The organism is Streptococcus henryi DSM 19005, from assembly GCF_000376985.1.
Lineage (GTDB): Bacteria > Bacillota > Bacilli > Lactobacillales > Streptococcaceae > Streptococcus > Streptococcus henryi.
The window spans coordinates 92,995-101,948 of record NZ_AQYA01000037.1 but is presented as its reverse complement, the minus strand read 5'-3'; the positions used below and the strand labels follow the sequence as shown (position 1 = coordinate 101,948).

Annotated in this window: 14 protein-coding genes; all 14 read right to left on the bottom strand. The window is 40.6% G+C overall.

From position 1 onward, the window contains the following. Positions 1–64: 64 nt before the first annotated feature. Positions 65–235: a hypothetical protein gene (locus F601_RS13155; RefSeq protein ID WP_018165635.1), complete on the bottom strand. Its 171-nt coding sequence runs from the start codon at positions 233–235 to the stop codon at positions 65–67. Then, positions 228–665, bottom strand: coding sequence for a hypothetical protein (locus F601_RS0110450; RefSeq protein ID WP_018165634.1), 438 nt, complete (start codon positions 663–665; stop codon positions 228–230). The genes F601_RS13155 and F601_RS0110450 overlap by 8 nt, the downstream gene beginning before the upstream one ends. After that, positions 662–1,228: a DUF1642 domain-containing protein gene (locus tag F601_RS0110445; RefSeq protein ID WP_018165633.1), complete on the bottom strand. Its 567-nt coding sequence runs from the start codon at positions 1,226–1,228 to the stop codon at positions 662–664. The genes F601_RS0110450 and F601_RS0110445 overlap by 4 nt, the downstream gene beginning before the upstream one ends. Further along, entirely contained in the window at positions 1,221–1,424 is a 204-nt protein-coding gene (locus F601_RS0110440; protein ID WP_018165632.1) for a hypothetical protein, read from the bottom strand. The genes F601_RS0110445 and F601_RS0110440 overlap by 8 nt, the downstream gene beginning before the upstream one ends. Before the next feature lie 10 nt (positions 1,425–1,434). Further along, positions 1,435–2,073, bottom strand: a complete 639-nt coding sequence (locus F601_RS0110435) for a DNA methyltransferase (protein WP_051070632.1) — start codon at positions 2,071–2,073, stop codon at positions 1,435–1,437. A 45-nt stretch (positions 2,074–2,118) separates the two neighbouring features. Then, the gene (locus tag F601_RS0110430) at positions 2,119–2,289 is read right to left on the bottom strand and encodes a hypothetical protein (RefSeq protein WP_162138190.1); all 171 of its coding nucleotides are present in this window, start codon (positions 2,287–2,289) and stop codon (positions 2,119–2,121) included. Between the two features lie 49 nt (positions 2,290–2,338). Beyond that, complete coding sequence (locus F601_RS0110425) at positions 2,339–2,521, bottom strand: hypothetical protein (protein ID WP_018165629.1); 183 nt, start codon at positions 2,519–2,521, stop codon at positions 2,339–2,341. After that, a complete protein-coding gene (locus tag F601_RS13330) occupies positions 2,518–2,679 on the bottom strand; it encodes a DUF7204 family protein (RefSeq protein WP_018165628.1) in 162 nt (53 codons plus the stop codon). Before F601_RS13330 ends, F601_RS0110425 begins: the two co-directional genes overlap by 4 nt. 1 nt (position 2,680) lies before the next feature. Continuing rightward, positions 2,681–2,902 carry a hypothetical protein gene (locus F601_RS0110415; protein ID WP_018165627.1) on the bottom strand — a complete coding sequence of 74 codons (222 nt, stop codon included), beginning with the start codon at positions 2,900–2,902 and terminating at the stop codon, positions 2,681–2,683. Between the two features lie 235 nt (positions 2,903–3,137). After that, the gene (locus tag F601_RS0110405; RefSeq protein WP_018165625.1) at positions 3,138–3,533 is read right to left on the bottom strand and encodes a RusA family crossover junction endodeoxyribonuclease; all 396 of its coding nucleotides are present in this window, start codon (positions 3,531–3,533) and stop codon (positions 3,138–3,140) included. Next, on the bottom strand, positions 3,526–4,077 hold the full coding sequence (locus F601_RS0110400; protein ID WP_018165624.1) for a hypothetical protein: 552 nt from the start codon (positions 4,075–4,077) through the stop codon (positions 3,526–3,528). The genes F601_RS0110405 and F601_RS0110400 overlap by 8 nt, the downstream gene beginning before the upstream one ends. Before the next feature lie 272 nt (positions 4,078–4,349). Next, complete coding sequence (locus F601_RS0110395) at positions 4,350–6,629, bottom strand: AAA family ATPase (protein WP_018165623.1); 2,280 nt, start codon at positions 6,627–6,629, stop codon at positions 4,350–4,352. A 12-nt stretch (positions 6,630–6,641) separates the two neighbouring features. Beyond that, on the bottom strand, positions 6,642–8,225 hold the full coding sequence (locus tag F601_RS0110390) for a DEAD/DEAH box helicase (RefSeq protein ID WP_018165622.1): 1,584 nt from the start codon (positions 8,223–8,225) through the stop codon (positions 6,642–6,644). An 11-nt stretch (positions 8,226–8,236) separates the two neighbouring features. After that, the gene (locus F601_RS0110385; RefSeq protein WP_018165621.1) at positions 8,237–8,872 is read right to left on the bottom strand and encodes a hypothetical protein; all 636 of its coding nucleotides are present in this window, start codon (positions 8,870–8,872) and stop codon (positions 8,237–8,239) included. Positions 8,873–8,954: the final 82 nt, after the last annotated feature.

Sequence of the window (8,954 nt, the reverse complement as noted above, 5' to 3'; positions counted from 1 at the left end):
TGTAGTAAGGCCTTTGGCTTTTTTAAATCTGTACATGTGTCCACACAACCCGCATACTAGCGCTTTAATCATCAGTCACCTCTTTGTGCTTTAGCAATTCACTTTTGATTTTCTCCATCATTTCATTGTCTGCCATTAGAAAAATATCAAAATCAGAAAGTTTTTCATCTGCTGCAATCATTCTGTTGTTTAACTCAATCTTTTCGTCAAGCCAGCCAATCATCATTTCAATCATCAGCAACCCCCTTCGCCCACTCAAAATTAACGACAATCTCAATGATTTTAAGAATAACTTTATGAATGTTATCATTACGACTACTAGACCACTTATCCCATGAGTCTCTAAACGGCATAAACCCTTTATCAAAACAATGTTCCATAAATTCAGTAGATAAAACTTCCTCTTTTTCCAAAGTGGTGCCATATTCATCCAGCTGATAACGGTAGTTTTCGCCTAACAATTTTGTAATCTCAAAATTCGTATCAGTATGACCTCGAAGATAATATTTTCGCATGTTGTCCAAGTACAACAGCTTGTCCTCGAAGGTATAATCTTTATTGGTCCCTTCAGTAAATTTAGTGAAACTTATTTTCACTAATTCTTCAAAGTTATTAGGTAGTTGTTCTGTTTCAATTGATTCAATATAAGGTAATCTAATTCTCATAACATCGCCTCCACAGGCTTAGCCCACTGCCACGCCCACTCAAAATCCTGTTTGATTTCGGCTTCGGTGAGTTGGTTCATCATGTATCCTTTCCAGTCTTCGCCAGTGTACTCTTTCAGATGTAACGCATTCTCTCTAAGTCTTTGTAAAACTATTCTTGAATATTTTGCATTCGGATTCGGTATCTCAACTGTGTACAGCTTCTCTTTCTCGACCTCGTAGCCAGCCAGCCAAGCTCTGGCAAATAGTTCGCTGTTATAGTAAAACCAATTCAAGATCTGACTTTCATCATCCATATCATCTATTGCTTCTGAAAGTGTGGAACACGAATATAGTTCGCTTTCTATATACTCAGCTACAAACTTTGGAATGACTGGTTTCTTCGGTTCGTCCAGCTGTTCAACCAATTCAAGGACTTCTGATTTTCGCAAGTAATTAATCGGCCTAAGGTTCATTCTACTAGATGCCACACCATTTAAGCTGGTTAATTCACTTTTGGTTGGAATGTGAACCGTGATTTCATCCAAATCACTGATTTTCTTAAATAGTTCTCGATTATTCATCTTCAATCCCTTGTTTAAATTCTTCAAATCCTGTAATCACGCTTCTCGCTCCTGCGATAAAGCTTTCTGAGTCTCTTTTTATTTCTTCTGGCATTCCACTTGACATGATTTCCATTACATCAATCGTGTTATTAGTGATTTTCAGCATTTCGTCAACTGTCTCCAGCTTGATTTTTTTGATTTCTTCTATATTCATTTTCTGCCTCCTAAAATAATTTCACTTGCATTTCATAGGTTTCAAGACGTTGTTTAGCCTTATTAAAAATTTCCGTATCTAATTCACAGCCAGTGTACTCAAACCCAAGTTCTTTACAAGCAATAAGGCTACTTGCTGAACCAACGTGAGTATCTAGGATTTTATCTCCCTCTTTAGCATATGTTTGGAGTAACCATAGATAGAGATTGACTGGTTTCTGTGTCGGGTGTATCCTTACTTCGTTAAGAGTTTTGTTTCCTTGCTGGATATGCCCCTCAGATATTGATTTTCCTTGCATCATACCATTCCACATATAGCGGAACATCCTCACGCTATCGTGCAAACTGCAGTAAGCTAGTTCGCAATCAGAAAAGCTAGACTGTCCATTGACTTTATCCCAAACGATGCGACCAGCACCAAATGAATAATCAAAGTAGTTAACGCCCCAAATGATTTGATTTTTTGAAACTCTAAACAATTCATCGAAATAATCTTTATCAGGCACTTTCCACTCAGATGTTTTACCGTATAATCTTCGAACACCAATTGGACTGATTTTTCGACCATAGTATTTTCTTTTTTCAGGCCCCGAAAAATACGGTGGATCTACAATTGCAAGGTCAAAATAATCATCTGGATATTGGCGCATCACTTCAAGACAATCTGCGTTGATAAATTTACTTGTTAATGTCACCTATCCCCCTGCACCTCCTTTCTGCTCCTGCACATGCTTCTTCAGGTCGGAAAGTTCAATCTGCAAAGCCTTATCACGACTAATGAGAGCTTGCTGACGTTCTTCGTACTGTTGTACCGCCTTTTCAAGCTCTGCTATTCGTTGACCTTGTACATTCATTCCAAAAGCCAAAGCAATTATAGCTATCGAGAGAAAGATAAAATTCAATACAATTAACTTATCATTCTTCAATTTTAATCAACCTCAATCCTTTCTTTTCGCTTGTTCGTCTTGCATAGCAAGGACTTGCGTAAAATTGTACTGTCGATGGCTTAACACCTATTGCTTGCGCAATTTCCTTAACGGTACCGTCAGCGATAAAATTATCGCCTTTGTAAAGCGCATATATCTTTTCTTTTGTCATGAATCTTCCTCCACGTGCTCCATTTTCACACGATACAGACGCTGACCACTGTACTTACGTTTCAGCTGATTGTTCATCTTAGCAGCGTCGCCCTCTTTCTCAAAGTAGTGGGTTTCGTCAACCATGTTGTCAAAATAGACTGTTACTGTATAAGCCATCTTACTTTCCTTTCGCTTGTTTCTCTAGCCATTCCCATATGAGATGGAATTGCCCATTCACTAGACTGTCATTTCCATATTTCTCACAGATTGCCACAATGGATTGATTAGCCCAGGTCCAGTATGCTTCGGTGTTAAAACCAACCTCTTGCGCTTTCTGATTACTGGCCATCATCCAGTTCGGGACTTCTGTTTGAAAGAATTCGATATAGTTAATCTTCATGTCATTAGCTCTCTCATGCGTTTTAATATTTTGTCATCAGGCAAAATCGAGCGACACAACAGCCGATTTGCTTTGTTTGGCGTAATGCCTAGCAGCTCACCAATTACGATGTAACTTTTCAAGTTCTGCTCATGTGTCCATGCAATGAACCTGTCTAGTTCATCTAGCGGTTGCGTTGTTTCTCTGGGTACAAAAGTAACTGCGTACTTACTTCTTAGCTTATTACTACCTCTACTCATAACTCCTCCAGTTTCACATAGATCCCGACAGTATCAGCCCAAAACTTTTCGGCAATCTCGCTGGCCACCCTGCTATCATTGACATAGAATCCTGTTCTTTCCATGCAGTCTTTTAGCAGCTTAACTAAGTTATCGGTATCGGGTTTAGTATGCTTGTACTGCCCGTCCACTGTTCCTTTGATTTTTGGAAACAGCCATTTAGTCGTTAGTCGCAACGGTCCATCTAGTGGTTCTTGTGGTTTATGTGGCAATAGCAGAGCCATAAACAGTTCACGCGCTTCTTTCAAGTTTTCAGGCTCGTATGATTGTGGCTTTCCGTTTCTGGCTGTCCACTTCTTCTGCTGATGGGTGGTCGTTGGGATTTTTTTCATTGGGATAAAAAATTCAATCATCTTTAACCTTCCAATCAACTAATAGCATTGCATCACGTTTCAATTCAACATCTGGATATTTAGCCAACAATTCTCTGGTATCAAACCCATGATGCACAACCAAGGCAAAACCATTTAAAGTTTCTTTTATAACGAAATTACCTTCTGGAAGATATTTTCTAATGATCTCCAACTTAAAACGGTCCATTTTTAGCATGTCATTGAAATCACAGTCAAACAGCCATTTATGTTCTAAGGCGTTCTCTGGCTTAGCAGCAATACTAGCAACTTTTGAATCAAGTTTGGACATATCAACGTTATTATCCAAAAGATAATGCTGTAAGCTTTGTTGGATTTTTTCGTTATCTCTACTGTTGACAGACATATAAAATCTGCTAACTTCGCCAATCAACCCATCATCAACAAATGCATTAAATTCTTTTTGCAATTCTTCAGGTTCTTTAGTTGTCAAAAAATTCTTTTTACGTTCTTTAAATCCAACTAATATTTTGTTGTCTTTGTTCCGCGAAACGAATAAAACAACCTTTAAATTTTTATCAGCCATTTTTTAAAACCTTTCATTTTTCTTTTCCATGTGCGCCTTTGTCAAAGATGAGACAAAGGATAAAGGGGCAGAGCTTACAGCCCCTTTTCCTTTTCTCTTTGACTTTTGACGAAGGAAAAACACTTTAATAACTCTGGTAAGAGTTATAGGGTAATTTTTTCGGAAAATTTCTTGTATTTTTCTAGTTTTTCTAAAATATTCAAGAAAAGAAAATTTCTTGTATTTTTCTAGTTTGAGAAAAGAAAATAACGTGATTTTTCTTTAGAATTCTTCTAGTTATTTTCTTTCTTTTCCGTTTCTTGATTTGCAGAAATTTGGAATACAATTCCTTTTTTAACATCAAAACCATCATGCTCTTTGATGTAATTTTCTACGCTTTTGTTTGACTTTAAATCTAAGTACTCGCGAATTTCTTGGACTGTAACCGGTGCCGAACCATCAAATAAAGCACTGTATGCCGTCTCTAATTTTTGGTTTCGTTCTTTTAAGTTTTGTTCTTTGCTTTTTCGTGACTCTTTTGCTTTTTGCCAAAGAGGTTTATTGTCTTCCAACTGTATATCAGCCAGCACCCCTGTATCATCAACACTATGCACTGGATAGCTGAACCACATATTGACTGGATTAAATTTAGCGAACTCACGCAGCGTTCCTTCCACTCGCCAACCTGTAGCAATCTTAACTTTTTCGACTTCTGTTGCGATCTCGTCAAGGTATGGCTTTCGTGTTAGTATATCCGGCAATGCTGTATCAAAATGCTTACTCATTTGACTAGCGCTTTCCAAGTCATCAAGTGTTATTTCGTGTTGATAGTAATCAAGGTTACGCTCCTGGATAGCACATTTGAAGATTTGACAGCGCACCTTATTAGTACGTTGTTTGATTAAGTCATCGTTAAGCTCAAGCTCTACTAAATCAATGAGTGCATCAGGGTCGCGAGCAAATACTCCAGATCCACTTGCGCGGTCCATGGATTTCTTCCCGCCTTGGCTACCTTTAGAGTGGTGATGGCAGTAAATCACGCTGCAGCCTAGTTCAGTTGCCACCTTATCAAATTGATTGGTAAAGTGTGCCATTTGATCCGCTGAGTTTTCGTCACCAGTCAAAACTTTATAAATCGGGTCGATGATAACCGCTGTGTAGTTCTTCTTGATAGACCTGCGAATGAGCTTAGGCGCTAGCTTATCCATCGGCACAGTCTTACCACGCAAATTCCAGATGTCAATATTAGAAATATTGTTAGCAGCTAACCCCATCGCTTGGTAAACGTCTTTGAAACGATGTAAGGCAGACGGCCGGTCAAGTTCCAGATTGACGTATAGGACACGTCCTTTCTCACACTGCCAACCTAACCACTTGCTACCTTCAGCGATGGCTATTGACATCTCAATGAGCGCGAACGACTTACCAGCTTTTGACGGTCCTGCAATCAGCATCTTATGTCCTTGACGTAACACGCCATGAATCAATTCAGGCGCTAAGTCAGGCATATCGTCCCAACTGTCCGCAAGACCTTCAGGGTCAGGCAAATCATCGTTAAGGTCTTCAATCCACTGGTACCACTCTTCCCAGTTAGCTTTACCGATATTGGTATCTACTAGAAATTGCTTTTGACCGTTTCGGATAAACCCAGGGAAACGACTGAGACGGCTAGGATTACGGTTTTGGGTATCTACAATAATGCCGTTCTTCTGACAGACCTTATAAAGATAATCCACGCGTTTACGATATTCTTCATAACTGCCTGCGTCGACTTTAACAATGGCATGTAATGATTTATTTCCAGAATAAACAAGAGCTGCTATTGGCAAGTCCAGTTCTTTATAGATAGCGTACTGCTTATCTACTGGCATGCTATCAGACTCAACGAGTGAGTATCGGAAATCCGTCACGTTCTCATTCTTGGCACCTTTACCATCAAGGGGATTGAAACGAATCCAGGCACCAGCTTCTTCGTGATAATCACCGAGCACTGACCCAATGTCACCGTTACACTTGCTGAGTTCTTCAATCAACTTGCCAGCTGTACGGTCGTAAGCTCCTTTGGTTGGCAGCCACTTTTCAATCTCTCCTGTTTCATCGTTAGTCTTTGGCCAACTTTCAGTTACATAACCCACATTTTCCGACGCTTCAAAAAGCGTTTCAATGTACTTGATGATCTCATGTGTAGGGTTCCAATTGATTGGCTCATGGATTTCTTGGCCTTCAATCCAATCTTTATCAACAACTTTATAATCACGGTCGATTTCATCGTCCCAGCTTAATTCATGACTATCACGCCCACTAGAAGCGGGTTGCCAGCCGTTTTCTTTAGCCAGCTGTGTGATAGTCGCTCCAGTCACTGTACCAAGTCCGTTGCCTTGGAAGGTGTCCCATTTAGCGAAACACTCACCTTTTTTGTATCTTGTGTCAGACTGAGACCAGTTATCCCAATCCATCGCAGTATAGCCTTCTTGTTTAAGGGCCATCCCCACATTTATCCAAGTTTGATAATCTACCATGGCAGGATTGATATAATCCAGCAACGGTAGCAAATCAAAATCATTCTCTGCCATTCATTATCCTTTCTATCCTGGTTGGTATTCTTTAGGAGAAATTCCTCTAGGGACTCTCCAACCGTTAGCAGAAATACGGTTAATCATTGAACTTGCTTCATCAAATTTCCACATACCGACGCTGTGGAAGCCATAACGTTCAAGTAGTCGAATCTGTTTTGGTGTAGTTAGTCCTTCGATTTGACGTTTCTGCAATCTATCAAGCAACTTGCCAGCTTTTCCAGCATTGCCAATATCATCAGTAAAGATACCGAATTTCTCTAATGCCTTTAGTTGTTTATCACTAGCTGGGCTCATTTCCCAACCGAAGCTCGGTACATAGTCAGCAAGATCTTCAGCGTTGATAGACATTTCAAACTGCAAGGGATCAACTAAGGCACGTTTACGCTTACGCATTTCAGCTAATTGCTTAGCCAAAGCTTCTTCGCGTTCAGCTACGACATCTTTAGCAGCTACTTCTTCGGCTTCTAAGAGCTCAAATTGTTGGTCTGCATCATCTGCCATATTCTCAATCATCTTCTTGGCTATCTCTGGGCTGTCTGTGATTAGGTGCGCTGGTCTACAGAGCTCATGACGTTCTGTGTGCCAAAGGAAATCTAAAAGAAGAACATCTTCTTTATCTGGTGCGAGACGTGTCCCGCGCCCCACCATTTGGCTATAGAGAGCTCTAACCTTAGTCGGTCTAAGCACTACCACACAATCAACTGTCGGACAGTCCCAGCCTTCAGTCAGTAGCATTGAGTTACATAATACGTTGTACTTGCCTTTGTCAAAATCATCTAAAATTTCTGCACGGTCTTCACTGGTCCCGTTGACTTCGGCTGCTTTAAAACCTTTAGCGTTTAGAATCTCGCAAAATTTCTGTGAGGTCTTTACCAGTGGCAAGAAAACAACAGTCTTACGGTCTGAGCACTGCTTAACCATCTCGTCAGCAATTTGGTCAAGATATGGATCTAATGCCGACCCGACTTCACTAGCTTTAAAATCCCCTGCTTGTTGGCTAACGGACGATAGGTCCAACGTGAGCGGAATTGTGATAGCGCTGATTTTGGACAAGTAACCAGACTTAATTGCATCAATGAGTGAATACTCATAAGCTAGGCTGTCAAAGACCTTACCAAGATTTTGTTTATCACCGCGATCTGGCGTTGCTGTAACTCCCAAAACTTGTGCTTGGTCGAAATAATCCAGTACATTCTGATAGCCAGTCGATAGCGCATGATGGGCTTCATCGATGATAATCGTGTCAAAGTAATCTTTGGGAAATCGGTTCAATCGTTTCTCACGCTGCAAGGTCTGGACTGACCCAACAACAACACGATACCAGGAACCAATAGATGTATTTTCTGCTTTCTCTAGCGCTGTCCCTAAGCCTGTAGCAGTCTTTAACTTATCACTAGCTTGTTCTAAGAGTTCCGACCTGTGCGCTAGGACGAGCACACGCTCGCCCATTTTCACACGGTCTTCAATAATCTTAGAAAATACGATAGTCTTACCACAGCCAGTTGGGAGAACAAGCAAGGTCTTGCGTCGGCCGTTAGCCCATTCTTCTTGGACAGCTACACGCGCTTCTTCTTGATATTTTCTAAGCTCCATCTAATCACCTCTTAAAACATACCTGCTTGATAGCCTGTCGGTTGTTGCGGTGTTTGAGGTTGTGTTGGATATTGTTTTGGATATTGTTGTGGCTGTTGTGTAGGCTGTTGGTAGTTAGTCTGTGCAGGTTGCTGGTATTGAGCTGCTTGATAGCCTGTCGGTTGTTGGCTGATACCATGATTCAAGACTTTAGTCCAGTCGACTTCGTCCGCGTAAATCATAGCCTTAATATTGTCATACTCGTTATCAGCATATTGTCCAGAGCCTTTACGTTTATTAATTCGTGCCACACCTTTAGCACCGATAATGTTCCAATTCATGCGTAGTGGCTCGCCGTGTTTCTTCTGACCGATTGACCCAAAGAATGCTGAGAGCATACCTTCTGTAGTCGTGTGTAGGAAAAGGTTGTGCTTAAGAGTAGTTGAGCCTTCTGCTGTTTCAATTTCAATTGTTACGGTTGCTTTTGGGCAAGCTGGTAATTTTCCTGGATTGTTTGGGTTTGGCGTGTGTCTGCCACGTTCAAGGTTGGTAACTGTAAATTCATAGTCACCGGGTACGAGTGTGACGAAACCACCGCCATCATTTGTAATTTCGTCTTCCCATCCAAGTTCTCGGTCAAAGTTTTGGTTATATTGTTGTTGTGTCATCTTGTTTCTCCTCTTAAGCTAAAATTGTGATATTGTCTTGTTCTTTAAGTTGTGCTTTTAAATAGTCAGCAATGTTATTAAT

Excerpts from the sequence above, each read along its gene's own strand:
- F601_RS0110400 (WP_018165624.1), bottom strand. The coding sequence starts at position 4,077 with ATGGCTGATAAAAATTTAAAGGTTGTTTTATTCGTTTCGCGGAACAAA.
- F601_RS0110440 (WP_018165632.1), bottom strand. The coding sequence starts at position 1,424 with ATGAATATAGAAGAAATCAAAAAAATCAAGCTGGAGACAGTTGACGAA.
- F601_RS0110445 (WP_018165633.1), bottom strand. The coding sequence starts at position 1,228 with ATGAATAATCGAGAACTATTTAAGAAAATCAGTGATTTGGATGAAATC.
- F601_RS0110385 (WP_018165621.1), bottom strand. The coding sequence starts at position 8,872 with ATGACACAACAACAATATAACCAAAACTTTGACCGAGAACTTGGATGG.
- F601_RS0110405 (WP_018165625.1), bottom strand. The coding sequence starts at position 3,533 with ATGATTGAATTTTTTATCCCAATGAAAAAAATCCCAACGACCACCCAT.
- F601_RS0110390 (WP_018165622.1), bottom strand. The coding sequence starts at position 8,225 with ATGGAGCTTAGAAAATATCAAGAAGAAGCGCGTGTAGCTGTCCAAGAA.
- F601_RS13155 (WP_018165635.1), bottom strand. The coding sequence starts at position 235 with ATGATTGAAATGATGATTGGCTGGCTTGACGAAAAGATTGAGTTAAAC.
- F601_RS0110425 (WP_018165629.1), bottom strand. The coding sequence starts at position 2,521 with ATGACAAAAGAAAAGATATATGCGCTTTACAAAGGCGATAATTTTATC.
- F601_RS13330 (WP_018165628.1), bottom strand. The coding sequence starts at position 2,679 with ATGGCTTATACAGTAACAGTCTATTTTGACAACATGGTTGACGAAACC.
- F601_RS0110415 (WP_018165627.1), bottom strand. The coding sequence starts at position 2,902 with ATGAAGATTAACTATATCGAATTCTTTCAAACAGAAGTCCCGAACTGG.
- F601_RS0110450 (WP_018165634.1), bottom strand. The coding sequence starts at position 665 with ATGAGAATTAGATTACCTTATATTGAATCAATTGAAACAGAACAACTA.
- F601_RS0110435 (WP_051070632.1), bottom strand. The coding sequence starts at position 2,073 with ATGCGCCAATATCCAGATGATTATTTTGACCTTGCAATTGTAGATCCA.
- F601_RS0110395 (WP_018165623.1), bottom strand. The coding sequence starts at position 6,629 with ATGGCAGAGAATGATTTTGATTTGCTACCGTTGCTGGATTATATCAAT.